The sequence below is a fragment of the Polaromonas sp. OV174 genome (assembly GCF_900112285.1).
GTDB lineage: Bacteria > Pseudomonadota > Gammaproteobacteria > Burkholderiales > Burkholderiaceae_C > Polaromonas.
On record NZ_FOKZ01000018.1, the window covers coordinates 24,708 to 49,945 of the forward strand.

23 protein-coding genes are annotated in these 25,238 nt (G+C 62.4%); 10 read left to right on the plus strand and 13 right to left on the minus strand.

Annotation, left to right across the window (positions count from 1 at the left end):
- Positions 1-10 precede the first annotated feature (10 nt).
- The gene (prpB, locus tag BM160_RS15665; RefSeq protein ID WP_092007108.1) at positions 11-910 is read right to left on the minus strand and encodes a methylisocitrate lyase; all 900 of its coding nucleotides are present in this window, start codon (positions 908-910) and stop codon (positions 11-13) included.
- The gene (locus BM160_RS15670; RefSeq protein ID WP_092007109.1) at positions 907-1,896 is read right to left on the minus strand and encodes a tripartite tricarboxylate transporter substrate binding protein; all 990 of its coding nucleotides are present in this window, start codon (positions 1,894-1,896) and stop codon (positions 907-909) included. Before BM160_RS15670 ends, prpB begins: the two co-directional genes overlap by 4 nt.
- A 252-nt stretch (positions 1,897-2,148) precedes the next feature.
- On the opposite strand from BM160_RS15670, the gene prpR reads away from it, so the two are divergent.
- A complete protein-coding gene (gene prpR, locus BM160_RS15675) occupies positions 2,149-4,107 on the plus strand; it encodes a propionate catabolism operon regulatory protein PrpR (RefSeq protein ID WP_177219038.1) in 1,959 nt (652 codons plus the stop codon).
- 60 nt (positions 4,108-4,167) lie between these two features.
- A complete protein-coding gene (locus tag BM160_RS15680) occupies positions 4,168-4,827 on the plus strand; it encodes a DUF1345 domain-containing protein (RefSeq protein WP_092007165.1) in 660 nt (219 codons plus the stop codon).
- Between the two features lie 23 nt (positions 4,828-4,850).
- Here the strand turns inward: BM160_RS15680 and BM160_RS15685 are convergent, their stop codons facing one another.
- From BM160_RS15685 to BM160_RS15695, 3 genes are all read right to left on the minus strand, one after another.
- Entirely contained in the window at positions 4,851-5,717 is an 867-nt protein-coding gene (locus BM160_RS15685) for a DMT family transporter (RefSeq protein ID WP_177219039.1), read from the minus strand.
- Between the two features lie 80 nt (positions 5,718-5,797).
- Positions 5,798-6,322 (minus strand): methylated-DNA--[protein]-cysteine S-methyltransferase, encoded by a 525-nt coding sequence (locus BM160_RS15690; protein ID WP_092007112.1) that lies wholly within the window; start codon positions 6,320-6,322, stop codon positions 5,798-5,800.
- Between the two features lie 249 nt (positions 6,323-6,571).
- A complete protein-coding gene (locus BM160_RS15695) occupies positions 6,572-8,086 on the minus strand; it encodes a DNA-3-methyladenine glycosylase 2 family protein (RefSeq protein ID WP_092007113.1) in 1,515 nt (504 codons plus the stop codon).
- Between the two features lie 129 nt (positions 8,087-8,215).
- On the opposite strand from BM160_RS15695, the gene BM160_RS15700 reads away from it, so the two are divergent.
- The 3 genes from BM160_RS15700 to BM160_RS15710 all read left to right on the plus strand — a co-directional run bounded on the left by BM160_RS15700 (position 8,216) and on the right by BM160_RS15710 (position 12,032).
- On the plus strand, positions 8,216-9,601 hold the full coding sequence (locus tag BM160_RS15700) for a phosphomannomutase/phosphoglucomutase (RefSeq protein WP_092007114.1): 1,386 nt from the start codon (positions 8,216-8,218) through the stop codon (positions 9,599-9,601).
- An 89-nt stretch (positions 9,602-9,690) separates the two neighbouring features.
- Entirely contained in the window at positions 9,691-10,710 is a 1,020-nt protein-coding gene (waaC, locus tag BM160_RS15705) for a lipopolysaccharide heptosyltransferase I (RefSeq protein WP_092007166.1), read from the plus strand.
- A complete protein-coding gene (locus tag BM160_RS15710) occupies positions 10,707-12,032 on the plus strand; it encodes a 3-deoxy-D-manno-octulosonic acid transferase (protein ID WP_092007115.1) in 1,326 nt (441 codons plus the stop codon). Before waaC ends, BM160_RS15710 begins: the two co-directional genes overlap by 4 nt.
- A 78-nt stretch (positions 12,033-12,110) precedes the next feature.
- Here BM160_RS15710 and BM160_RS15715 read toward each other — a convergent pair whose 3' ends face one another.
- Genes BM160_RS15715 through BM160_RS15725 form a run of 3 tightly spaced genes read right to left on the minus strand, consistent with a single transcriptional unit; the run spans position 12,111 to position 14,433 of the window.
- Entirely contained in the window at positions 12,111-12,542 is a 432-nt protein-coding gene (locus tag BM160_RS15715) for a GFA family protein (protein ID WP_092007116.1), read from the minus strand.
- A gap of 25 nt (positions 12,543-12,567) precedes the next feature.
- Positions 12,568-13,506 (minus strand): carbon-nitrogen hydrolase family protein, encoded by a 939-nt coding sequence (locus BM160_RS15720; protein ID WP_092007117.1) that lies wholly within the window; start codon positions 13,504-13,506, stop codon positions 12,568-12,570.
- 57 nt (positions 13,507-13,563) lie between these two features.
- Positions 13,564-14,433, minus strand: coding sequence for a class I SAM-dependent methyltransferase (locus BM160_RS15725; protein WP_092007118.1), 870 nt, complete (start codon positions 14,431-14,433; stop codon positions 13,564-13,566).
- Positions 14,434-14,551: 118 nt separating this feature from the next.
- Here BM160_RS15725 and BM160_RS15730 point away from each other — a divergent pair, with 118 nt between their 5' ends.
- The 5 genes from BM160_RS15730 to BM160_RS15750 all read left to right on the plus strand — a co-directional run bounded on the left by BM160_RS15730 (position 14,552) and on the right by BM160_RS15750 (position 18,324).
- Positions 14,552-15,436 carry a LysR family transcriptional regulator gene (locus BM160_RS15730; protein WP_092007119.1) on the plus strand — a complete coding sequence of 295 codons (885 nt, stop codon included), beginning with the start codon at positions 14,552-14,554 and terminating at the stop codon, positions 15,434-15,436.
- Positions 15,437-15,755: 319 nt separating this feature from the next.
- Complete coding sequence (locus BM160_RS15735; RefSeq protein WP_092007120.1) at positions 15,756-15,962, plus strand: dodecin; 207 nt, start codon at positions 15,756-15,758, stop codon at positions 15,960-15,962.
- 31 nt (positions 15,963-15,993) lie between these two features.
- Positions 15,994-16,431 (plus strand): universal stress protein, encoded by a 438-nt coding sequence (locus BM160_RS15740; protein ID WP_092007121.1) that lies wholly within the window; start codon positions 15,994-15,996, stop codon positions 16,429-16,431.
- Positions 16,432-16,447: 16 nt separating this feature from the next.
- Positions 16,448-16,858 carry a VOC family protein gene (locus tag BM160_RS15745; protein ID WP_092007122.1) on the plus strand — a complete coding sequence of 137 codons (411 nt, stop codon included), beginning with the start codon at positions 16,448-16,450 and terminating at the stop codon, positions 16,856-16,858.
- A gap of 80 nt (positions 16,859-16,938) precedes the next feature.
- Positions 16,939-18,324 (plus strand): sodium-dependent transporter, encoded by a 1,386-nt coding sequence (locus tag BM160_RS15750; protein ID WP_255368950.1) that lies wholly within the window; start codon positions 16,939-16,941, stop codon positions 18,322-18,324.
- An 18-nt stretch (positions 18,325-18,342) separates the two neighbouring features.
- Here the strand turns inward: BM160_RS15750 and BM160_RS15755 are convergent, their stop codons facing one another.
- The 5 genes from BM160_RS15755 to BM160_RS15775 form a co-directional block, all read right to left on the minus strand.
- On the minus strand, positions 18,343-19,377 hold the full coding sequence (locus BM160_RS15755; RefSeq protein WP_092007124.1) for a cupin-like domain-containing protein: 1,035 nt from the start codon (positions 19,375-19,377) through the stop codon (positions 18,343-18,345).
- Between the two features lie 20 nt (positions 19,378-19,397).
- Positions 19,398-20,753 carry a TolC family outer membrane protein gene (locus tag BM160_RS15760; RefSeq protein ID WP_092007125.1) on the minus strand — a complete coding sequence of 452 codons (1,356 nt, stop codon included), beginning with the start codon at positions 20,751-20,753 and terminating at the stop codon, positions 19,398-19,400.
- A gap of 101 nt (positions 20,754-20,854) precedes the next feature.
- On the minus strand, positions 20,855-21,220 hold the full coding sequence (locus BM160_RS15765; RefSeq protein ID WP_092007126.1) for a rhodanese-like domain-containing protein: 366 nt from the start codon (positions 21,218-21,220) through the stop codon (positions 20,855-20,857).
- Positions 21,221-21,250: 30 nt separating this feature from the next.
- A complete protein-coding gene (locus tag BM160_RS15770) occupies positions 21,251-21,940 on the minus strand; it encodes a protein-L-isoaspartate O-methyltransferase family protein (protein ID WP_092007127.1) in 690 nt (229 codons plus the stop codon).
- Between the two features lie 62 nt (positions 21,941-22,002).
- A complete protein-coding gene (locus BM160_RS15775) occupies positions 22,003-25,236 on the minus strand; it encodes an efflux RND transporter permease subunit (protein WP_092007128.1) in 3,234 nt (1,077 codons plus the stop codon).
- Positions 25,237-25,238: the final 2 nt, after the last annotated feature.

Consider the following 25,238-nt stretch of genomic DNA (forward strand, 5'->3'; position numbering starts at 1 on the left):
GGTGTGCTGCTTATTTTTGGGAGGCAAAGAGTGCATCGAGCTTTTGCTCGTAGGCGTGGTAGTTGAGATAGTCGTACAGATCGGCCCGCGTCTGCATGGTCGGAATGGCCGCTCGCTGGTGGCCGTCGCGGCGCAAGACCTGGTAAAAATTCAGGGCTGCGGCATTCATGGCGCGGTAGGCGCCGCAGCAATAAAGCGCCATGCCGACATCGACCGAGCGGAGCTCGTCGAGCGAGAAGATAGGCGTTGCGCCAAACTCGGTGAGGTTGGCCAGCACCGGCCGCTGCACCGCTTTTTTGACCTGGCCGTACATCGCCAGCTCGGTCATGGCCTCGGGGAAAATCATGTCGGCGCCGGCCTCGGCGTAGGCGCAGGCGCGGTCTATCGCGGCCTGCAGACCCAGCGTTGCGGCCGCGTCGGTGCGGGCCATGATCACAAAGCTGTCATCGGTGCGGGCATCGACGGCGGCCTTGATGCGGTCCACCATCTCGGCGGTGTCCACCAACTCCTTGCCCGGCCGGTGACCGCAGCGCTTCTGGCTGACCTGGTCCTCCAGATGCACGGCGGCGGCGCCGGCCTTGCTGAAGGAGCGTATGGTGCGGGCGATGTTGAAGGCGCCGCCCCAGCCGGTGTCTATGTCCACCAGCACCGGCAAGGTGGTGGCGTCGGTGATGCGGCGCACATCCACCAGCACATCTTCCATGGTGCTGATGCCCAGGTCTGGCATGCCCAGTGAGTTGGCGGCCACGCCGCCGCCCGAGATATACAGGGCTTGAAAGCCGCAGGCCTCGGCCATGCGCGCGGTGTAGGCCGTGATGGCGCCGACGATCTGGAGCGGCGCTGCATCGGCAACCGCTGCGCGAAAGGCCGCGCCTGCGGAGAGGCGTGGCAAGGAAGTTGGTGTGCTCATTGGTCCACCTTGATGCCGGCCTGGCGAATCACCTTGCCGTAACGCTCCACTTCGGCCTGCAACAAGCTGCCGAACTGCGCCGGCGAACCGCCTGCCGTGCCCACACCATTGTTGGCCAGCCTGTCCTCCATTTCCTTGGATGCCAGTGCCGCATTGATCTCACGGTTCAAGGTCTCAATAATGGGCGCCGGCACGCCCTTGGGTGCAATCAGGCCATGCCATGCCACTACGTCGTAGCCGGGCACGCCGGCTTCGGCCACCGAGGGGATGTCCGGAAACGCGGCCAGCCGCTTGGCCGTGCCGACGGCCAGGGCTCGCAACTTGCCCGCCTTGACATGCTGCATCACGGCCTCGGTGCCCGCGAACATCATCTGTACGTTGCCGCCTATCAGGTCCGTGACCGCAGGGCCGGTGCCCTTGTAAGGCACATGGGTGGCCTTGACCTTGGCGAGGTCCAGCATGTACTCGGTCACGATATGAAGATGGCCGCCCTGGCCGCTGGAGCCGTAAGCGATTTTCCCGGGCTCCTTGCGCATCAGCTCCAGCAACTCGGCCAGGGTTTTGGCGGGCACCGCTGCGTTGACCACCAGCACATAAGCGCCGCGAGACAGCTGGATCACCGGCGTCATGTCGGCGATGGGGTTGAAATTGAGCTTGTAGACGCTGGGGTTGACGGTGTAGCTGCCCGCCACCAGCAGCAAGGTGTAGCCATCTGCCGGCGACTTGAGTGCGAACTCTGTCCCTAGATTGCCGCCAGCGCCGGGACGGTTTTCTACGATCACCGGTTGGCCCAGGCGCTCACCCAGCTTGGTGGCTATCACGCGTGCGATGTAGTCGGTGCCGCCGCCCGGGGCAAAGGGGGCAACGATCTTGATGGGCTTGGTCGGGAAGCTGCCGCTTTGCGCAAAACTGGCCGGTGCCGCAAGTGCGCCCAGGGCGCCAACCGCCAAGGTGCCGAAATCGCGACGCGTGATGACTGGATTCATATCAGGTCTCCTAATGCTTATTGAATGGCTCGCCTCCAGGTAGAGGCTACCCGTTAAGCGCAAAAGGTGTGCCTGCCGGATGCTTTTGAGAAAAAGAACAAAAAGCATTGATTTGATTGAAGATTTTTCTATGCCTTCAAGCTGGATGAGATGCATGTTTCATTTTTGATGTTGCAAATATGGTTTATTTTTCAAAATTGAAACATGGGCGCCATAATCCAGAGCACCTCCTCAGCATTCCCGGACAGTCCTATGAGCCTTAAAGACACAAGTAGCCGCCCCGTGATCTGGGCGGTGAGCGCCTATCGTCTGACCGACATTTTTCGGAGCATCGCGCCGGAGTTTTCAGCCCAGGCCGACATCCACATCATCAACAAAGGTTTTGCGGATGCGGTGGAGGAGATTCAGGCGCGCTTAAGGCATGAACGCTGCGATGTGATTGTGGCGGCCGGCTCCAACGGGGCTTATTTGCGCCAGCATCTGGCGCTGCCCCTGGTGCTGCTCAAGGTCGGCGGCTTCGACCTGCTGGCCGCCCTGACGCGCGCGCGCCAGGTGTCGGACCGCATCGCCATCGTGACCCATAAAACCGCCGCGCCTGAACTGAGCCAATTCATCCAGCTGTTCGATTTGCGGATCCAGGAACGCGCCTACGAAACGGCGGACCAGGCCAGAGATTGCATCCGGGCGCTGGCGGCCCAGGGCATAGATGTGGTGGTGGGTCCGGGGCTGGTCGCCAACCTGGCCGATGAGCTGGGCCTGCACGGCGTTTTTCTCTACGCCCCTGATTCGGCACGCCAGGCTTTTTCGGACGCCGTGGAGATTGCCCGTATCAAACATGTGGAGGCCTCGCGTCATGCGCAGCTGGATGCGGTGTTGCAGCATTTGAGCGACGGCGTTGTCGCCATAGATATGCAGCAGCAGGTGCTCTCCGTCAATCCGGCCATGCTGCGCCTGGCGGGCAGCCCGGACACCCCCATGGCGCAATGGCTGGGCAAGCCGCTGCGCGAGGTGCTGCCGGCCGTTCGCGCCGGCTCGGTGCTGACGCGGGGCTGGCCCGACCTGGGCAGTGTGGAGCAGGTCGGTCAGCGCACGCTGGTCATCAACCGGGTTCCGGTTTTTGAGCAAGGCGTGCAAACCGGCGCCGTGCTAACCGTCATTGATTCGGGTGACGTTGAGCAGGTCACCAGCCGTTTGCGCCTGCACCAGCAGATCACGACGCGCCACGCACGTTACCACCTGCAACAGGTGGCGGCGGCATCTCCACGCATGAAGCAACTCATCACTCTGTGCGAGACCTATGCCAGGCGCAGCGACGCCACCGTTTTGATTTCAGGTGAAAGCGGTACCGGCAAGGAACTGATTGCGCAGGGCATTCACAATGCCAGCCGGCGCGCCGCCGAACCTTTCCTGGCCATCAATTGCGGGGCGTTCACCGAGTCGCTGCTGGAGAGCGAGTTGTTCGGCTACGAGGACGGCGCGTTCACCGGAGCTCGCCGGGGCGGCAAAGCCGGCCTGTTCGAGTCGGCGCACCTGGGCACTATTTTTCTGGATGAAATCGGCGAGATGCCGCTGGTGCTGCAGACCCGGCTCTTGCGTGTATTGCAGGAAAAAGAGGTCATGCGGGTCGGCGGCCGCGAGTCCATTCCCGTCGATGTGCGCGTCATTGCCGCCACCCACCGCGATTTGCTGGCCTTGGTGGGGGCGCAGCAGTTTCGGCAAGACTTGTTTTACCGCCTGAACATCCTGCAGGTGGTGATCCCGCCGCTGCGGCAACGCCCGGAAGATCTGGCCTTGCTGGCCGTGACGCTGTTCGATGCCGCGTTCAAACGTGCCGGCCTGCAAGACGAGGCGCGCGACATCATCAAGGCGGTGCTGCCCCTGTTCATGTCCCACAGCTGGCCAGGCAATGTGCGGGAACTTGAAAATGCCGCCGAACGGCTGGCCATAGGCTGCATCGCCCTTCACGGCATCCCCAGCCCGGACGATTTGCAGCGCCTGCTTCCCGAGCTGCATGGACCGCGCCTTGTGGTTTGGGAGCCCCGGCCGCCCATCGCCGCAGCGTTAGTCGCCACCGAGCTCAAGGCGGTCACCCGGCAAACGGAGAAAGCCCATTTGCAGACCGTGCTCTCGGAATGCGCAGGCAATCAGGCAGAGGCCGCCCAGCGGCTGGGCATCAGCCGGGCCACGCTTTGGCGCAAGTTGCGCGCCTGAGCCGGGCTGCTTCAGTCTTTCATTCCCGGCTTTTGTTTTCCAGGCGCCACAATGTGCGCCATGGGCAAACATCTTTCTGAGACCACTGGCGCACAGCGCCTGACTTGCGGTTTATTGGCTGGTTTGGTGATAGCGGCTGTCCCACTGCCCCTGGCCTGGCCGTTTCGCGCCTTATTGGGCTGGAGTGCGGGCATCGCCCTTTATTTGATCCTGGCTTGGTGGCTGTGCGTGCGATTTGACGCCGAACGCACGCGTGAGCGCGCCCAGGCGCAGGACGAACCCAGCATGGTGCTTTTTTTGCTGATGCTGCTGGCGACCGTGACCTGCGTGGCGGCCATCACCGTGATGATGCAGCAGAGCAAGGATTTTTCGGGCATGCAGCGCACGCTGCAAATTGCGCTGTCCGTGGTGGCGCTGGTGGCTTCATGGTTGTTCATACAGACCATCTTTGCCTTCCGCTACGCGCACCGCTACTACCAGCAGGAAATGCAGCGGGAGCCGAACGGGCCTGGCTTGCAGTTTCCGGGCGGGCTGGACCCGGACTATTTTGATTTTCTCTATTACGCCTTTGTGGTCGGCATGACCTCACAGGTGTCCGATGTGCAGGTCACCTCGCGTCAGATGCGGCGGCTCACGCTGGTACACGGCGTGCTGTCCTTTGGCTTCAATATGCTGATTCTGGCGCTCAGCATCAATGTGGTGGCAGGCGCATTGTCGTAGTTGCTGCCCCACGGCCCGGAGCGCTATTTGGCCTGGCGCCCCAGCTTGAGTTTGAGCAAGCCGGTGGACAGCGCGGTGCCGCAGACAATCACGCCGGCGCAGACCATCATCCACGGCGTGACCGACTCGCCCAGGAACAGCAGCCCATAGAGCACGGCAAACACCGGCACCAGAAAGGTCACCGTCAGCGCCCGCTGCGGGCCGGCGTTTTCAATCAGCCTGAAAAACAGGATGTAGGCCACACCGGTACAGACCACACCGACGGCCAGCAGGGCCAGCCAGGCGCTGCTGCTGGGCATGCGCGCCGGCCACAGCCACAGCGCCGGCAGGGCCAGGCCCAAGGTGGCGCCTATCTGGCTGCCGGCGGCCGTGACCAAGGGCGGCAGGCCGGACAGGTAGCGCTTGGTGTAGCTGGCCGAAATGCCGTAGCACAGGCAGGCCAGCAAACAGGCCAGCACCGCCCAGCCCGGCGCCACGCCCGAGGCGTCGGGCTTGAAGCTGGCCTTGTCCCAGGCCAGCATGGCGACGCCGGCAAAACCAATGAGCAGGCCCAGCACGCGAGAGGCGTTGGGTTTCTCCTTGAGCCAGGCCCAGGCAATCAGCGCGCCGAACATGGGCACCGTGGCGTTCAGAATGGCCGACAGCCCGGTGGTGATGGACAGCAGTGCAAAGGAAAAGCACGCAAAGGGAATGCCGGAGTTGAGCACGCCTATGAAGAAAATGCGTTTCCAGTTTTTCCGCAGCTCGGGCATCAGGCCGCGCAGCCAGACGATGGGCAGCAGAAACAGCGCCGCAATGGCGACGCGCACGGCGGCCGTCGGCAGCGGGCCGAATTCGACCGTGCCTATGCGCATGAACAGGAAGGAGGAGCCCCAGATGGCGGCCAGCATGGCGAAATCGGCTATCCAGCTTTTGGGGCTGCTGAGTGCCGTGCCGGCAAGGGGCGCCGTCAGACCGGAAGATGGCTGGCTCACAGCAGTGTCTCCTCAAGCGCATGCTCAAGTTTGAGCAGGGCGGTTTTGCGCTCCAGCCCGCCGGCGTAACCGGTGAGCGAGCCGTTGCTGCCCATCACGCGGTGGCAGGGCACGATGACGCTGATGGGGTTGCGCCCGACCGCGGCGCCGACGGCGCGAACCGCGGCCGGCTTGCCAATGCGCTGGCTCACTTCGCCGTAGCTGGCCGTGTCGCCCTGAGGAATGGCCAGCAGCGCCTGCCACACCGACTGCTGGAACTCCGTGCCGTAAGCCAGATCCAGCGGCAGCTCGAAATGGCTGCGCCGGCCGGCGAAATATTCGCTGAGCTGGCGGCAGGTTTCCTGCAGCAGCGGATGCTCGTCGTTGCGCGGCCAGCTGCCGGCTTGGCCTGAGAGTTCGGTGGGCAGGTGGCGCTGGCCTTCAAACCAGAGCCCGGCCAGTCCCTTGTCGGTGGCGGCCAGAATCATGGGCCCCAGCGGGCTTTGATAGGTCGTCTGAACCATGGATTTGTCGAATTTCATGATGATCACCTTTGATGCGGCTGTTGCCTGATAGCTGCTTTTTTAAGCTTTTTATGGCTGTAGCCCTTTGTGGATGGGCGCAAGAAGCTATGGATTTGGTAGCGTTTTAAGTCGTTGCTAGGTCGCTGTGCGGTGCTTTTTAAAAACGCCAAGTTTGATTCATCGGTTGGCGATGATGGCTTGGCAAAACCTTTCCGTCCAATGAAATCCCGGCGCCTGATTCATTCCATTAGCGCATGAGTCGCGGCGCTAGCCGTCGGCCGCCGCTCCCAGCGTGCCGCTCCAGGCGCGTATGACGGCGTAGCTGCGCCAGGGCGCCCAGGCGGCGCTGGCTTTTTCGGCCTCGCGCGCCGGGTTCTTCAAGCCCTGCACGCCCAGTGCCTTGTGCAGCGCCACGTCACCGGACGGAAATGCATCGGGCCAGCGCAGCGCGCGCATCGCGATGTATTGCGCCGTCCAGTCGCCAATGCCCGGCAAGGCCTTGAGCGCGACCAGCGTGGCGTTGACGTCGGCGCCGCTGTGCAGTTGCAGGCGTTTGTCGGCCACCGCCTGCGCGATGCCGACGATGGCGGCCTGGCGCTGCCTGACGATGCCCAGCTGGCCCAGCGCATCGCCGCTGGCCGCCGCCAGCACGGCGGGTGCCGGAAAGAGTCGCGTCAGTTGCGGCCACGGTGTTTCCAGGGCTTCGCCAAAACGCTCCACCATGCGCTGCGCCAGGGTGCGGGCGGCGGCCACGGTGATTTGCTGGCCCAGCACGGCGCGCACCGCCAGTTCGTAGCCGTCCAGTGCGCCGGGAACGCGCAAGCCGTCGCCGCCCGGAAAACTCGCGTGCAGCACGCCGTTGATGGCCGCCGGGTCGGCGTCCAGATCGAACAGGGCGCGGACCCGGCGTATCACCAGCGGCAGCACCTCGCGCAGCGAATCGCTGACGCGCAGCACCAGCTGGCAGCGGCTCTCGTCAAAACTGGCCAGCAGCCAGCCGGTATGCACCTTGCCGCCGGATTCGATGCGAAATGTCCTTCCCAGGCCCGGTGCTTGTCCGCTACCAGCTATGAATTCAATAGCATTGAGGCAGCGCTTGCCGAAAAATTCCAGCATCGCCGCCACGTCGTAAGGCGGCCGGTAGCCCAGCCTTATGGTGATGCCCTCGCCAGCCGCTCCGGGCCGGGCTGGGCCCTGGCGCCGCATTTGCGTCGGGTTGAGCTGGTAGTGGTCCAGGAAGGCGGCGTTAAAGCGGCGCAGGCTGGCGTAGCCGCTGATCAGCGCCACCTGGGTGATGGGCAAGTTGGTGTCGGCCAGCAACTGCTTGGCCGTGTGCAGGCGCCGCGTCTGCAAATACTGCAATGGTGAAACACCAAACTGGGCTTCGAAAATCCGCCGCACATGGCGGTCGCTCACGCCTAGGCGGGCGGCCAGTTTTTCCACCGAGGGCGCGGCGTCCGTCCAGGCTTCGGTTTCATCCAGCAGCCTGGCGGCCTGGTGCGCCAGGATGTAGGAGGCGTCCTGGATGGACCAGACCACCGAGTGCGGCGCCAACTCGGGCCGGCAGCGCAGGCAGGGGCGAAAGCCGGCGCTTTCGGCCTGCGCCGCATGGCGAAAGAAGCGGCAGTTTTCCCGCTTGGGCGCCTTCACGCTGCAGACCGGCCGGCAGTAAATGCCGGTGGAGGTCACGCCGGTGAAAAAGCTGCCGTCAAAACGCGCGTCCCGCGCCTTCAGGGCAAGGTAGCAGTCGTTGTCGGCCAGTGGGGCGTTTGCGGTGGTCATGGCGAAATGATACGCCTGGTGCTGCTGTGAACTAGCCGTTTTCGGACATGTCCCTGAGCGGCTTTGGGCGGAGGTACGCAAGGGCTGCCGCCTACAATCGATCCAGTCTCACTATTGGAAAAACTTGCCATGCTAGTCAATGCCGCCATTTTCAAAGCCTATGACATTCGCGGCGTGGTGCCGTCCACCATCAACGAAGAAATGGCCGAAGCCCTGGGCAAGGCCTTTGGCATGGCGGCGCTGGCAGAAGGCGAAAAAACCGTGGCCGTGGGCCGTGACGGCCGGCTCAGCGGGCCGGCGCTCAGCGCCGCGCTGATGCGTGGCCTGGCCGCCGTCGGCGTTGAGGTGGTGGATGTGGGCATGGTCACCACGCCCATGCTGTATTTCGCCGCCAACACGCTGACCCGCTCCGGCATTCAGGTCACCGGCAGCCACAACCCCAAGGACTACAACGGCTTCAAGATGGTGCTGGCCGGGCGCGCGATTTACGGCGAAGAGATTCAGGCGCTGCGTCGCGTGATGGAGGCCGATAGTTGGACGCTGGCAGCCCAGCCTGCCGCGATGCGTCAGGTGAACGTCGAGGCCGACTACCGCGAGCGCATCGTCTCCGGCATCAAGCTGTCGCGGCCCATGAAAATCGTCATCGACTCGGGCAACGGCATTGCCGGCGCTTCGGCCCCGGCCATCTTTCGCGCCCTGGGCTGCGAAGTGACCGAGCTGTTCAGCGAGGTCGATGGCAATTTTCCCAACCACCACCCCGACCCGAGCAAGCCCGAGAACCTGAAGGATTTGATCCAGGCCTTGCAAAGCGGCGACGCCGAATTGGGCCTGGCCTTTGACGGCGACGGCGACCGTCTGGGCATAGTCACCAAGGACGGCCAGAACATCTACCCCGACCGCCAGATGATGCTGTTCGCCAGAGACGTGCTGTCGCGCGTGCCCGGCGGCACGATTTTGTTTGACGTGAAATGCTCGCAGCGCCTGGCGCCTGAAATCGAGGCGGCCGGCGGCGTGGCCCTGATGTACAAAACCGGCCACTCGCTGATCAAGGCCAAGATGAAGGAAGTCAACGCGCCGCTGGGCGGCGAGATGAGCGGCCACATCTTCTTCAAGGAGCGCTGGTACGGTTTTGACGACGGCACTTATGCCGGCGCCCGCCTGCTGGAAATCGTCAGCCGTTCGCCCGATGCCGGCGCCGTGCTCAATAGCCTGCCGACCAGCTTCAGCACGCCCGAGCTCAACGTCGCCTGTCAGGAAGGCGAGCAGCACACCGCGGTCGCGGCGCTGATCAAGGCCGCGCATTTCGATGCCCCGGCCAAAATTTCCACCATAGACGGCGTGCGCGTCGACTGGCCCGACGGCTTTGGCCTGATACGCGCTTCCAACACCACGCCGGTGCTGGTGTTGCGCTTTGAAGGCCACACGCAAGAAGCGCTGCATCGCATCGAGGCCGACATGCTGGCCTTGCTGCGCAGCGTCAAGCCCGATGCGAGTTTGGCCGCCGCAGCGCACTGATCGCTGTGGACGATGACGTGCGCAGCGCCGGGCCGCCCCAAGCAAGCACAGCCCCCTCGGGGGGCAGCGCATTACACGGAGTGAAAAGCGTGGGGGCAAAAAAGATCCTGCTCGTCAAGCTGTCGTCGCTGGGCGACGTGGTTCATGCCTTGCCGGTGCTGCAAGACATACACGCCGCCTTGCCTGATGCGCAGATTGACTGGGTGGTGGAGAAATCCTTTGCCCCGCTGCTGGCCAATCACGCCGGTGTGCACCGCATCATTGCCTGCGAGATCCGGCGCTGGCGCAAGTCGCCGCTGTCGGCCGCCACCCGCCTGCAGTGGAACGCCTTCAAGGCCCAGCTGCGACAAGAGCGCTACGACGCGGTGATTGATCTGCAAGGCCTGACCAAGTCGGCGCTGGTGGCGCGGCTGGCGCGCATGGCGCCGGGCGGCAAACGTTACGCGCTGGCGAATCAGACCGAGGGCTCGGGTTACGAAGCGCCGACGCGCTGGGTCGCCGACGTGGCGATTCGCATGAGGCCGCACATCCACGCCGTGCAGCGCTCGCGCGAGCTGGCTGCGCAGGCGCTGGGCTACGCCTTGGTGGTGACGCCTGATTTTGGATTAAAAAGGCCTGCAGCCCAGCAGGGACGAGCGCAAGAAGCTCCTGAAAACATAGCGAATCGGGTGGCCTTTGTGCACGGCACGTCGCGCGCCGACAAGGAGTGGCCGCTGGACCACTGGATCGCACTGGGTCAGCGCCTGAATGCGGCCGGCCAGCAAATCGTGCTGCCGCATGGCAATGCCCGCGAGCTGGCGACCAGCCAGGCGATTGCCCAGGCGCTCAATGCGCGCGAGCCCGAGCAGGCCGTGGTCTGGCCGCTGCTGGCGCTCGATGCCCTGACGCACGAGCTGGCACTGTGCGCCGGCGTCATAGGCGTGGACAGCGGCGTCAGCCACATCGCCGTGGCGCTGGATTTGCCGCATGTGCAGATTTACAACTTCGACACCGACTGGCGCACCGGGCCGGCAGCTGGCGGGCGCCAGCGCAGCGTGTTTGCGCAGCCCGCGCCCAGCGTGGAGGCGGTCTGGCAGGCCTGGCTGGATTGCCAGTCGGGGGCTGCATGAGTGTTATGGCACGTCACGCTTATTCGCTGCTCATGCGCCTGGGCCAGCCGCTGCTGCGCCGCAAGCTGGCGCGTCGCGGCCGGCAGGAGCCGGCTTATCTGGAGGCGGTGGACGAGCGCTTCGGCCACTACAGCCAGCCGGCGCAAAGCACTTCGGAGCTGGTCTGGCTGCACGCCGTGTCGCTGGGGGAAACGCGCACGGCGGCGATCTTGCTCAAGGCCTTGCGGGCAGAGAAGCCGGGGCTGCGCATACTGCTGACCCACGGTACCGCCACCGGCCGCGCCGAGGGCAGGGCGCTGCTGCAGCCCGGCGACATTCAGGTCTGGCAGCCCTGGGACAGCCCGGCGGCGGTGGCGCGTTTTTTCAATCACTTCAAGCCGCGGCTCGGCCTGCTGATGGAAACCGAAATCTGGCCGAATCTGCTGGCCCAGGCCAGGCAGCGCGCCATGCCGCTGCTGCTGGTGAACGGCCGGCTGTCAGCCAAATCCCTGAAGCAGGCCGAAAGCATGGCGCCACTGTCGCGCCCGGCCTATGCTGCCTTGACAGCGGTGTACGCGCAGACTGAGGCCGACGCCCAGCGCTTTCGCCAGTTGGGCGCAGCGGTGGCCGGCGTGTTTGGCAACCTCAAGTTTGATGCCAGCCCCCATGAGGCTCAACTGGAAACAGGCCGGCGCTGGCGCCAGGCGGCGGCCCAGCCGGTGCTGATGTTTGCCAGCTCGCGGGACGGTGAAGAAGATGAATTTCTTAAGGAAATAAGGGCTGCAGCGCAGGCGCAGCAAGCGCAAGAAGCTATGAATTCGGGAGCAAAAACTACTTTGGCTGGATTCAAGGCGCTGATCGTGCCGCGCCATCCGCAACGCTTTGACGAGGTGGCCGCACTGGTGGCGCAACATGGCTTGACGCTGTCGCGCCGATCCAGCTGGTCCGGCAGCCCGGCGCACAGCCAGGAGGCGATGCAGGCCGATGTCTGGCTGGGCGATTCGCTGGGCGAGATGGCGCTGTATTACGGCCTGAGCGATGTCGCCTTGCTGGGCGGCAGCTTTGCACCGCTGGGCGGCCAAAACCTGATCGAGGCGGCCGCCTGCGCTTGCCCGGTCGTCATGGGGCCGCACACCTTCAACTTCACCGAAGCCGCAGAGCTGGCCGAGGCCGAGGGCGCGGCGCTGCGCGTGGCCGACATGGCCCAAGCCGTAACGGCCGGGCTGGCGCTGCTCCATGATGCGCCCGCGCTGGCGCAAGCGCAGGCGGCCGGGCTGGCGTTTGCGGCGCGCAACCGGGGCGCGACGGCCAAGACGATGGATGGCTTGCGGGGCTATTTGTAAGGTGTTTGCTTGGCTGGCTGCCGCCAATCCGTCAGCGGGAGCGGGTATTGGCAACCGGCAGCTTTCCGGCTACGCCATTCAATCCGCCAATTCTTTGCCAGAGCCGCCGAGCTCTAAGGGCATGTCTGCGTACTTTGGTAGGCCATCGGCTATCGAAAGAACTTTTTCTCCATAGTGAACATGCAGTCCTGGCTGGAACTCCAGCTCGGGAAGCATGGCCGAATAAACGTCGATGAGCCCCATTTCAGGGTGGTCTGTCATAAGGTGACCCCCGCATTTGGTGCAGAACTTTCGGTGACTCCGAGCCGTTTTATGGAACTCTCCGACATGTTCGGCCCCCTGTGTGATCTTGACGGCACCAGGGCGCCAGAGGGTAAAACCATTCACCGGGGATGCTGACCACGATCTACAGGACTGACAGTGGCAGTAACCCATTCCTTCGGGTGTCCCCACAACGGAGAACTTGACCGCACCGCAGAAGCACTGGCCTGTGTAGGTATTCGTAGACATGGCTGTTTCCTTTTTATTGGTTGCCCTAATTCGTGAAATCGACCGGTCGCATCGCGGTGCGATTCACGTGCAGTTTGAAGACATCGGGTCGAGCGTAATGCCCGCTCACATCGAACTTCCGGCGTGACGCCTGAACAGCGGCGAGGTCCAACTCGGCAATGAGAAGCCCCTTTTCCTGATGCATGGGGCCGGCCACTATGCCGCCAAATGGCTTGTAAACCACCGCATCGCCTGGGTTCACCCATTCGTCTTTGTTCGGGAATAGCTCATCCCGATGGGGAAGGTCGTCCGGGATGTCAGAGGCTTGCAGCGATGTTGCGCATCCAATGACCCAGCAGCCACCTTCGCGCGCGATATGCTGCATGGTCGCCTGCCACATGGCACCGCTGTCCCAAGTAGGGGCCACATGGATTTCGATGTTTTGGGCATACAGCGCGTAGCGCGCCAACGGCATGTAGTTTTCCCAGCAAATCAGCGTGCCTATCCTGCCCACTGCGGTGTCAACGACGTTCAGGCCTGAACCGTCGCCAAAACCCCAAACCATCCTCTCCGCATTGGTGGGCATCAACTTGCGATGATTGTTGGCCAGTCGCCCGTCCGCATCAATAATCGCGCAGCTGTTGAAGATAGTGCTGCTGCTTCCCGAGCCGTCCACTTCTTGATAACCCAGCACAATGACAACGCCATGCTCCTTGGCTGCCTCCTGCAAGGGTCTGAGCCCGTCTTTGCTACGGTCGACCGAGTTGGCGAGCAAACGCGCGTAAAGCTCATCGGTTTTCCCCATTCCGCTGCCCGGCGTCAGACGCCAGACGAAGCTGGGGTAACCAGGCAGCCAGGCTTCGGGAAACACAATCAGCTCACACCCCTTGCCCGCAGCATTGGCAATCAAATCGACCGCTCTGTCCATCGATTGACTCAGATTCAGATAGACCGGAGGTTCTTGAATGACAGCGATTTTTGGCATGACATTTCTCCTTTTGAAACATCCATCGGTGATGACTCAGGCAGGATTGCCTGAATGCTATTTAGTCGCCGAAGCGACGAGCATCTCGCAGGGGCCTTCGAACCTGCCGTCGTGCTCAAACTCACCAAGGGCCTCTTCAATTTCGGCCCAGGCGTCGTCTTTTTCGGGCTCCGATAGTCCACCGAGCATCTGATGCAAGGCAGCAAATGACTCTTGCTCAAACTGAAGACAATCGAGGGCGGAGGCCAGGCGAAGCGGGGCAATGACACGCTCGATGCGGACATCCTTCAACCCTGCATCGGACAGCCGCTTCGCGAGTACATCCGGATCACCCAGGCTGAAAGGCCCTGGCTGCCCAGGAAGCGGCGCAGGCAGTGCGGCACGGCGGCGAATGATGCCTACGGGGATAGCGAAAAACCCATTCAAAGCGGCGCTTGCATAGGTAATGGCGCCGACCCGTCCACCCTCACGCAACTGATCCCGCATACCGGTGAGCGCTTTGTGCTGGTCCGGAAAATAGATCAGGCCGACGCGGGAAATGACAGCTTGAAATGGAGTGGCCTTGATCTCGGCCAGTTCTTCGCCGTCTTTCACGATGGTTTCGACGTGGCCAAACCCGGCCAACCGAGCATTTTCGGCGGTGTGTCGCAAAATGGCAGGGGAAAGATCGGTAGCAAGGACATAGCCTGTCGGCCCGACACGGCGGGCGGCGGCCATTGTTTGCCCCCCGGCACCAGCGGCCACATCCAGCACTCGGCTGCCGGTTTGAACCTGGGTCATGTCGAGCATCATTTCGGTCGCAGGGCCAAGCCAACGGTCCAATAAAGGCGACCACCGATTCCAGGCATCCGCAGCACCATCCCACTGCGCGCGGGTTGTTTCCTTGAATGCAATCGGGTCGAATACTTTTTGCAGCACGCTTGTCATGTCGTTCTCCCAGGTTGTGGTGTTTGGTTGTACCTAGGATGCATGAGGCCGATAATTCGATCAATTAGCCAAAAATTGCTTTGGGAAATGCAAATTTGCACATGGCGGGGGTTTCACGATGCAGTGGGACGATCTGAAAATATTCCTGGCTGTCGCCCGAGAAGGCTCAATCAGCGGGGCGGCGAAACGGTTGGCGGTTCAGCATTCAACGGTTTCCCGGCGCCTGCGGGCGCTTGAAGAAAGCCTTGCCACGCCGCTACTTGAGCGCAAGACATTGGGATTCGAATTAACCGAGGCAGGCGAGGAGTTGAGGCTCTCGGCCAGCAAGATCGAAGCGCAGATCCTGGAGTTTGAGGGGGCTTTGGGAGGACAGGAAAGCGGTGTTTCGGGCGAGTTAAAAGTGACCGCCATCAACAACATGGCTTCGAGCATCCTGATGCCCATGTTCACGCGCTTCAGCGCGAATTACCCCGAGATTGAACTGCACGTTCAAGTGTCCAATAAGTTTGTCCGCCTGGCCGAACGTGACGCTGATATCGCCATTCGGTTGACCAACTCGCCCACGGACACGCTGATCGGTACCCGCTTGGCAACCGTGGCCTCAACCGTTTATGGCGCGCGCGACTATTGCGCGGACGTGCGGGCAGGTTCGGCCGAAAAGAAATGGTTGGGGATCGAGTGTTGCGGATTTCACATGTCATGGACCAAAGAAGCTTGCCCCGAACATAGTCACAATTTTTTTGTCGACGATACCTTGCTGACAGCGGCTGCACTGAGGGAGGGGGCAGGGCTTGCCTATCTGCCTTGCTTCATGGGTGACGGTGACCCGTCACTGGTGCGGTTTTGTCCCCCCGAGAGACAGCACGACCTGGGATTGTGGTTGCTCTACCACCAGGATCTTCGACGCACTAAACGTGTCAGGCTTTTTCGGGAGCATATGCTTAGGGAGGTCGCTGATGTGGCAGCCCTGTTTGAAGGGGGTGCGCCGCCTATTGCGCACTGAGAAAGCAGCTAAACGTGGCTTGCCCTTCATGTTTTCATGATTAGCGGGTTCAAAAGAAAAGGCAATGCTAGGTCTGAAAGCGGCCGGCTACGGGTGTAGATGTCACTGAAATCGACTCCACGTTTCTGACAGTCGATACATCTAACTGGACGGCTGCTTTGGAGAAGTCAGAACGTGAACCTGTATGACTGGGTTTTGTCGGCACCGGTCATATACCCGATCCAGGGGCTAGTCCCGCCCATGCCCTGGCCTTTGTAGTTTCCATGCAAAACGCGTAAGATTTCCCTGCACAGCCCGAACAACTCTGGGGAGCAATGCGATGAGCAACCATGTCTACAAGCTGCTTGAACTGACCGGGTCTTCCAGCGTCAGCATTGAGGAGGCGGTGAGCAACGCCATTGCCAAGGCGCACGAGACGGTGCGCAACATCCAGTGGTTTTCCGTCACCGAAACCCGGGGTCATGTGGTCGATGGCAAGGTGGCGTACTGGCAGGTTTCCCTGAAAATCGGTTTCACGCTCGATTAGGCGTGCCGCAAGCAAGACAGGAGGTGTCACCATGTACCGACGAATTTTGCTGGCTTATGACGGTTCTGCCGCCGGGCAGAAGGCCTTGCTTGACTGCCATGAAATTGCCGAGTGGAGCCATGCCTCGCTGACGCTGATCGCCGTGATGGCGCTGCCCCTGGTCACGCTCTGGCCCGAGAGCGGCGTCTATGACGAGACGGTGCAGAACGCCGAGAAACAGCGCTACCAGGCGATTCTCGACGACGGCGTGCGCAGACTGGCCGATGCCGGGCTGACGGTGCGCGGCGAAGTGGTGATCGGGGATGCGGTGACTGAGATTGCCAATGCCTCCACCCGCATCGAGGCCGACCTGATCGTGGTGGGCCACAAGCATCTGGACGGTTGGGCCGCTCGCTGGTGGCGTGGCTCTGTCTCCAAAGCCCTGATCGAGCAGGCGCCTTGCAGCGTGCTGGTGGTCATCACGCGTTGACCTTGGCAGGAATCGCATGTTTCGTATCCTGGGCCTGGACCATCTGGTGCTGCGCGTCGTCAACCTGCCGGTCATGCAGGCCTTTTACTGCGGGGTTTTGGGCTGCACGCTGGAGCGCGAGCGCTCAGATCTTGGTCTGACGCAGCTTCGCGCCGGCAGCGCCATCATTGACCTGGTTCGGATTGACGGGCCGCTGGGGTCAAAGGGGGGCGCCGCCCCAGGCATAGAGGGCCGTAACCTGGATCATTTCTGCCTTACCATTGCCCCCTTCGACGCCGGGCAGATCCGGCAGCATCTGCAGGCCCACGGTGTCTCAGCTGGCGAGGTGCTGCCGCGTTTCGGCGCAAACGGCGAGGGGCCTTCCATGTATGTGACGGATCCTGAAGGCAATATGGTTGAGCTCAAGGGCCCGCCGGCTGATGCATAGGTGTTAGCCGCGCTCATCGGGCGAGACGCTAAAAACCGGTGCGCCGCCCGAATTTTCTTTAATCGTGATGTGGGTCACCCATGAATGAAAAATCTCCCATGGGGCAGCCCGCAGCCGAATTGCCACGGGCGGGCTTTAGCTCCGGTTTCGGCGTGCTGGCCGCCACCCTGGGTTCGGCCGTCGGCCTGGGCAATATCTGGAAGTTTCCCTATCTGACGGGCGCCAATGGCGGTGCCGGTTTTTTGCTGGTCTACCTGCTGGCGACGCTGGTGATTGGCCTGCCGGTGATGATGGCCGAGATCTTGCTCGGACGCGAGGCCAAGGCCAACCCCATCTCCACCCTGCAGGCGCTGGCGCCCAAGCGCCAGCCCTGGTGGCTGATAGGCGTGGCCGGCATGCTGGGCGCTTTTTTGATCCTGTCTTTTTATTCCGAAGTCGTGGCCTGGGTCTTCGCCTATGTGTTCAAGGCGCTGCGCGGCTCCATCCTCAGCAGTGACCCGCGGGTGACAGAAGCGGCTTTCAATGCGCTGATCAGCGATCCGCTGCAGTCGCTGCTGTGGCAGTGGGGCGTGCTGGTTTTCATAGGCGGTATCCTGGTGCTGGGCGTGACCAAGGGCATAGAGGCGCTGACAAAAAAACTCATGCCCATCCTGTTTCTGCTGCTCTTGCTGCTGTGTGCTTTCAGCCTGTCGCTGGACAAGGCGGCTGAAGGCCTGGCCTTTTTGTTCAAGCCCGACTTCAGCAAGATCAGCGCTTCGGTGGCGCTGACGGCCATGGGCCTGGCGTTCTTCAAGCTGTCGATAGGCATGGGCACCATGATGACTTATGGCAGCTATTTTCGGGACGACCAGAACATCCCGGTCACGGCATTTCGTGTCATGTGCGCTGATTTGTGCGTCTCCATGCTGGCAGGCATTGCGATTTTTCCGGCGGTGTTCACCTTTGGCTTCGCGCCCGCGGCGGGCCCGGCACTGGTCTTCATCACCATTCCGGCGGTGTTTTCCCAGATTCCCATGGGGCAGGGGCTGATGGTGGTCTTTTTTGTGCTGACGGCCGTCGCGGCCACCGGCGCCATGCTGTCGCTGATGGAAGTGCCCGTGGTGATACTGCACGAACGCCTGGGCCTGCCCCGCACCAGGGCTACCTTGTTGACCATTTTGCTGCTGGTATTTTTGGGCGCGGGCTGCGCGCTGAGTAACAGCGCGCTGGCCGACTTCAAGGTGTTGGGCATGACCCTGTTCGACCTGTCTGACTTCGTGTCATCGAACATCATCCTGCCTGCCGGCGGGATTTTTCTGGCCGTGTTTGTCGGCTGGGTCTGGGGTATGGACAAGTTCCGGCTGGCCTTGTCCAACCATGGCCAGCTGCACAATGAAAAACTGGCGCGCGCCGTATTCTTTGTGCTGCGCTATGTCTCGCCGGTGTTGATTCTTGTCGTGATGCTCAAGGGGCTCAATCTGATTTAGGGGGCGCGTAGCCCAAGCCTAGCGCTTGCCCAGCACCTGATGGCAAGTGCAGTTGCCCCAGGCGTGCAGATGCAAATGGTGCGCCCAGTCACGCAAGGTGGCCCAGGCGCCGCCGGTGGCGACTTCATAGGGCGTGAGGCCGAACATGCCCAGGCTGATTGAGGGCTCCAGCGATACCACCGAATGCCAGGTGCGCTTGGGCACGAAAAGAGCATCGCCGGCCTCTACCCGCGCATAAATGCCATGGGCTTTTTCAAAACTGGCCAGCTCTTTGGCCTGGCTTGGCAGGCGCGAGACATTGATGTCGCTGAGCGTGGCGCCCCAGTCGTATTTTTTCGCCGGGCACATGTGTTCGCTCTGATCGGGCGGAAACAGCAGAAATTCCTTGGTGCCCGTGAGCTGGCAAAACCAGTTGTGTGGAAAGTCGTTGTGCAGGCCAGTCACGGTGTTGGCCGGCCCCATGAAGACATATTCCCAGGTCATGCGCTGGCCAGGCCACAAGCTTTTGATCAGCAAATCCTGCCGCAGCTGGGGAAACTTTTCCAGGATGTCCCACTGCGCCAGATACAGCGTGGTGGGGCGGAAGGACTGCATGTGGGCCCAGTTCAGGTGAAAGCGTGCACCGGTCTGGCCCTGGCGCAGCGCTTGCTGCCTGGCTTTGGGCAGCAGTCCGGCGGCGGGGCTGGGCGCTTTTTGCGCCGCTTTACCAAGCTCGCGCAGGTAAGGCGCCACGGGCAAAAAGGGCCGGCCTTTGGTCAGGCCTTGTTCGACCAGGCCGTCGGTGAACTTGACCGGCGCCTCGGCACCCTGGCCTTCGCAGATGCCGGCCAGATGCTCGAAAGACCACTTTTCAAAGGCCGGCCAGTGCTTGATGCCGCCCTTGATCAGTACCGGGCGTGCGAAGGGCCATTGGCGGCCGGACTGTTTCAGTGCCTCCCAAGTGGTTTCCTCGATCAGCTCGAAGCTGGGGCCAATGGGCGCTTGTGCGGGGGGCGCCGCCACCAGCTCGGCTTCAATTGGACGCTCAAACAAGGCTTGGGCAGACATGGACATGAACAGTGGGAGGCTTGGATTCAGGGGGTCAGCAGGGCGTTGATCTGCTGCAAGTCGTCTGGGTTCAGGCTGCCGTTGGCCTGGCGCAGGCGCAGGTTGCCCAGCAGCACGTTGTAGCGCGCCTGCGCCAGGTCGCGCTTGGTCTGGTAGAGCTGGCTTTGCGCGTTGAGCACATCGATGTTGATGCGCACGCCGACTTGATAGCCCAGCTTGTTGGCGTCCAGCGCAACCTGGCTGGAGAGTTCGGCGGCTTCCAGTGCCTTGACCTGGCCCTGGCCCGACTGCACGCCAAAGAAGGCGGTGCGGGTACTTTGGGCCACGCTGCGCCGCGCGCCTTCCAGGTCGGTGGCGGCCTTGTCCTTGAGCGAGAGCGTTTCCCGCACGCGGTTTTGCGTGGCGAAGCCGGCAAACAGCGGCACATTGAGCAGCAGGCTGACGGTGCTGGTGTTGGCGCGCGAAGAAATGCCGGACTGGGCCGTGTTGGATGGGTTGTTGGTGACGTTGTAGCTGGCGCTGGCGTCCAGCGTGGGCTTGTGGCCGGCTTCGGCCTTGTTGACTTCGAGCTCTGCGATCTCCAGGTTGCTTTGGGCCTGGCGAATGCCGGGATGTATGGCTTCTGCCTGCTGCACCCAGGTGTTGACATCGGCCGGCACCACGGCAGGCAAGTTCACCGGGGCCAGCAAGCCCTTGGGCTGGGACTCGGCGATGCCGACCAATTGGTCGAGCGCGATTTTTTTCACGCGCAAGTCGTTCTCGGCCGCGATTTCTTGGGCCACCACCAAGTCGTAGCGCGCCTGTGCTTCGCGGGTGTCGGTGATGGTGGCGGTGCCCACTTCGAAGTTGCGCTTGGCCGAGGCCAGCTGTTCGGCCACGGCTTCTTTTTGTGCCCTGACAAAGGTCAGCGTGTCCTGCGCGGCCAGCACGTCGAAATAGGCCTGGCTGGTGCGCACAATCAAGTCCTGCTCGGCCGCTTCAAGCTGGGCCCGGGCCAGATCGACCTGCTTGGGGCCTTGCTTGTAGAGCGCCCAGTTGGCGGGGCGGTACAGCGGCTGCGTGGCGCTCAATACCGCATTTTGCGAGTTGAAGCTGCTGTTGAGGGCCGGGGTGTTGACGTCAACGCCGTAACGCGAGGCCGCTGCGGAAAGGCCGGCCGTGGGCAGTATCCCGGCCTTGGTCTGATCGGCCCTGGCAACGCTGGCGTCGTACTGCAGCCTGGCCGACTGGTAGGTGGCATCGAAAGCACGGGCCGACTCATACAACGCCACCAAGCTTTGCGCCCGCGCCTGGGGTGCCAGCGTGATCAGCACCGAGGCCATGGCCATCGACAGGGGCAGCATTGACAGGCATTGCGCCGTCAGTTTCTTGGGCGTTGTCATAAGGGTCCAGAGGGAGTTGATGAAGCAGGAAGTAAAGGGCTCACAAAGGGCTCAGCTCTTGGGCCGGGGGCACCGGTTGCGGGGCGTGAACCAGGCGGCTGTCAATACAACGGAACCGATGGATCGACCTGCCGCGACCAGGCGTCAATGCCGCCCTGCAGGTTGACCACTTCGCTAAAGCCGCTTTGCGCCAGGTAGTTGGCCACTTGCAGGCTGCGCATGCCGTGGTGGCACAGGCAGGCAATCGGCTGGCCGCTGCCCAGCGTGTCTTGCAGTTCGGCCACACGTGCCGGAATCTCACGCATGGGAATGTGCAGCAGCGTGAAACCTTCTGCCTTGACCGAGGCCGTCTGCAGCTCCCAGGGTTCGCGCACGTCGATCAGCACGGGCAGGGTGCCGGCTACCGCACCGGCCGTGGCGTTTTCACGCCAGGCGCTGAAATCGGATGGGTTCAATTGGGAAATCATCAAGGTGCCCTTGCAGTTTTCTTGAGGTCTTCAGAAGCTGAATTTCGAAGGCTCGGGGAAGTTGAGCAGCCGTGGCGCCACCGTGTCCCAGTCCTGGGTAGTGCGCCAGGCATCCTGGCCGACACGCGTGATCAGTGTGGCCCGCATCATGGGCTCATCACCGACGATGGCGCTGAGGCGGCCGCCGACCTTGAGCAGGGCCAGCAGCGAGGCGGGCACTTCGGCGACCGAGCCGCTGAGCACGATCACGTCGAAAGGGCCGCGCAATGGGTCGCTGCCGGACACCGCCTGCGCCAGATTGGCGGCGCCGTCGCCGGTGCGCACTTCCGCGTTGTAAAGGCCGGCTTTTTGCAGGTTGTCACGCGCGTTTTGGGCCAGCTTGGGGTCGATTTCCAGCGTGATCACCTGCTGGGCGCGGTGCGCCAGCAGGGCGGCCATGTAGCCGGAGCCGGTGCCGATTTCCAGCACCTTCTCGTGCTTTTGCACGGCCAGGTCCTGCAGCAAGCGGGCTTCCACTTTGGGCGCCAGCATGCATTGGCTGGGGTTTTGCTGCGGCGGCAGGGGAATTTCCATGTCGACAAAGGCCAATGCCTTGTGGGCCAGCGGCACGAAATCCTCGCGCTTGACCACTGCCAGCAGTGAAAGGACCTGGTTGTCCAGCACGTCCCAGGGGCGGATTTGCTGCTCAATCATGTTGAATCGGGCTTGTTCGTAGTTCATGGCGGATCTGTTGTTGGACGGGTGGAAGAAGAATATGAGGGCGTCGGGCGCAAGCTTTGATTTTAGTCGGGGTGCGTATCGGTTTCGTGACGGCCGGCCTTTGCCTGGACGGGCGACGCGGCGTGCGCCTTGCCGGCGAACTTGCGCCTGAACCATTGGGCCAGATCGTCCATGTAGCAGTAGGTCACCGGCACCACCACCAGGGTCAGCAGCGAGGAGGTGATCACGCCGCCTATCACCGCCTGGCCCATGGGGGCGCGTTGCTCCGAGCCCTCGGTCAGGGCAAAGGCCAGCGGCACCATGCCAAAAATCATCGCCAGCGTGGTCATCAGTATGGGCCGCAGCCTGACTTTTGCGGCCAGCAGCAAGGCTTCGCCGCGCTCCATGCCGGGAATGCGGCGGCCGTCCGTGTCCGTGCGGTCTTCGCGCATGCGGATGGCAAAGTCCACCAGCAAAATAGCATTTTTTGTGACCAGTCCCATCAGCATGACGATGCCTATGATGGAAAACATGGACAGCGTGGAGCCGAACAACAGCAGGGCCAGCACCACGCCAATCAGGGTTAGCGGCAGCGAGGTCATCAGCGCCATGGGCTGCAGAAAGCTCTTGAACTGGCTGGCCAGAATCATGTAGATGAACAAAATCGCCATGACCAGCGCCGACACCGCATAGCCAAACGATTCCGCCATGTTTTTGGTGGAGCCGCTGAACTGGTAGCGGTAGCCGGGCGGGAAGTTGATGCCGCCCAGCGCCGCCTTGATGTCTGTGGACACCTCGCCGGCCGAGCGGTTGTAGACATTGGCGTTGACCGCCACTTCGCGGCTCAGGTCGCGCCGGTTGATCTGATTGGGGCCGGTGCTTTCCTTCACGCTGGCGACCTGGTTCAGGCGCACGATGCGCGGCGTGCCGTCTGGGTTGTCGCCCAAGGTGGTGCTGATGAAGGGCAGTCGCTCCAGATCCTGCGGCGAGGTGCGCGCATCCGGCGCCAGCCGCACATTGACATCGTAGGTCTGGTCATCGGGAGCGCGCCAGTTGCCCACCGTTTGCCCGGCCACCAGGGTGCGCAGGGAGGCGGCGATCTGCGCTACCGACAGCCCCAGGTCAGAGGCGGCATCGCGCCGCACATCGACTTCGATCACCGGCTTGTCGGCCTTGACACTGGAGTCCAGGTCCACCAGGCCGGGGATGGCGCGGATCTTGTCGCTGACCAGCAGCGTCAGCCGCTCCAGCTCTTTCAGGTCAGGGCCCTGCAGTGAAAACTCCACCTGTTTGTTGCCGCCCACGGCGTCCAGCAGGCCGACATGGGTGACGGTGATGCCGGGCACCTGCTTGAGTCGCTCGCGCAGCACGGCCGACATCTGGTCGGCGTTGCGGCTGCGCGCCTTGCGGTCAACCAGGCGCACATAGACATTGGCGTACATCTTGCCCTGCGCGCTGCCGGTGTTGACGGTGGCCAGCGTGTACTTCACCTCGGGGAATTCGCGGATGATGGTCTCGACCTGGCGCGCCTTGGCTTCGGTGTTTTCCAGCGAAGAGCCCACCGGCGTGTAAAAGCTGAGCGAGGTTTCGGAGAAGTCGGCCTTGGGCACGAATTCGGTGCCCAGCAGCGGCACCATGAGCACGCTGGTGGCGAAAATCACCGCAGCCAGCGCCAGCGTTGCCAGCTTGTGCGCCAGCGACCAGCGCAATATGCCCTGGTAGGCCTCGCTGAGGGCTTCGGTGCTGCGGTCAAACCAGCCAGTGACACGGCCTATGGTTTTGTCGTAAAAGGTGAGCGGCACGGTGCGGCGCCCGTGCGCTTCAATGGCCGGGTCGTGCCAGATGCTGGACAGCATGGGGTCCAGCGTAAAACTCACAAACATCGAGATCAGCACGGCGGCCACGATGGTGACACCGAACTCGTGAAAGAACTTGCCTATGATGCCGCCCATGAAACCAATGGGCAAAAACACCGCGACGATGGAGAAGGTGGTGGCCAGCACCGCCAGGCCGATCTCCCGTGTGCCGTCCAGTGAAGCCTGATACGGGGTTTTGCCCATCTGCACATGGCGCACGATGTTTTCGCGCACCACGATCGCATCGTCTATCAGCAGGCCGACGCACAGCGACAAGGCCATCAGCGTAATCATGTTGATGGTGAAGCCGAACAGATTCATGAACAGGAAAGTGCCGATGATGGAAATCGGCAAGGTCAGTCCGGTGATCACCGTCGAGCGCCAGGAGTTCAGAAACAGGAAGACGATCAGCACGGTCAGCAGCGCGCCCTCTATCAGTGTGCGGCGCACGTTTTCCACCGCCACGCGAATCGGTCGCGAGCCATCGGTGATCAGCTCCAGCCTGACGCCGGGTGGCAACTGCGGCTGCAGCTCGGCGATGGCCTTGTTGAGTCCATCGACCACGCTTATGGTGTTCTCGTCCTGGGCCTTTTGCACCGTCAGCAGCAGGGTGCGCTGGCCGTTATACAGCGCCAGGCTGTCCAGCTCCTGAGCGCCGTCGGCAATGCGGGCCACCTGGTTCAGGGTGACCGCGGCGCCGCCCTTGCGTGCCACGATGATGCGGCCGAAGTCTTCGGGCCGCTTCATGCGTGCGTCTATCTTGACCACGCGCTCCTGCGCTAGCGAGCGAATGGCGCCCAGCGGCAAGTCCTGGTTCTCGTTGCGCACCGCGCTGACCACCTGGTCGGCCGTGATGCCCAGCGACTCCATGGCCTGCGGGTTGAGGTAGATATTGATTTCACGCTTGGTGCCGCCCACCAGCGTGATCGAGCCGGTGCCGCGCACGTTCTCCAGGCGCTTTTTCAACACCTGATCGGCCCAGTTGGTCAGCTCTATGGCTGACATGTTTTTGCCCCGGCTGGCATCGGGCAATACGGCGATCGACCAGATGGCGCGGCTGGCCGGGTCAAAGCGCAGCACGCGGGGCTCCTTCACCTCGTCGCGAAAGGTTGGCCTGATGGCGGCCATTTTTTCGCGTACATCTTCGGCCGCCTTGTGCCCGTCCACATAGAGCTGAAACTCCATGATGACGATGGCCTGGCCTTCAACGCTGCGCGATGTCAGGGTGTTGATGCCGGCAATCGAGTTGACGCCTTCTTCAATTTTTTTGGTGACTTCGCTTTCAACGATTTCGGGCGAGGCGCCCGGGTAGTCGGCGGTGATGACGACTACTGGAAAGTCGATGTTGGGAAACTGGTCCACCTGCATGCGCTGGTAGGAGAACAGGCCCAGCACCACGATGGCCAGCATGACCATGGTGGCAAACACCGGGTTTTTAAGACTGACCTGGGTGAACCACATGG